Genomic DNA, 507 nt, shown 5'->3' with positions numbered 1-507 from the left:
GATGTACGAGCGCGCGCACGAGATGTGGTCCGAGACGGTGATCACGCTCAGCGTGACCATGCGCAATTTCAAGCCGGAGAACGAGTGCCTCATCGTGGATGCCGAAGTCGATACCCTCGTCGGCACCTGCGAAACCTTCATCAAGGAGGAAATGGTCCGGCTGCAAACTGTCGCCGACAACAATGGCGTGGACCTGGAAGGCGCGACCGACGTCGAGTACACCCACCCGATGACATTCGACATGCAGATCACGTCGCCGCGCGAAAAGCGCTTCCACGATCTCATGCGCCAGCTCGACAAGCTCTGCATCTATCTGGACATCCTATGGATGGCGACGCTCATCAACGACCGCGCGCGCAGCAAGAGCGCCTATGAAGCGAAAAGCCTGATCATGCGCACGTGTGGCAAGGCCCGCACGTTGGTCTTCCGGGCGCAGGCCTCCTCCCAACGTAACGGCAAGCACAATGCCCAGGATCCCCGCAAGGGAACCGCCATCGACGCAAACGG

At 60.4% G+C, this 507-nt stretch carries 1 protein-coding gene; it reads left to right on the top strand.

The window, feature by feature from the left end:
* A partial coding sequence (locus GVL03_RS19505) for a hypothetical protein (RefSeq protein ID WP_159502594.1) occupies nucleotides 1-507 on the top strand: 507 nt, incomplete at both ends.

This window comes from Microbacterium sp. 18062, from assembly GCF_902706225.1.
Taxonomy (GTDB): Bacteria; Actinomycetota; Actinomycetes; order Actinomycetales; family Microbacteriaceae; genus Microbacterium.
This window is presented reverse-complemented; position numbering and strand designations above follow the sequence as displayed.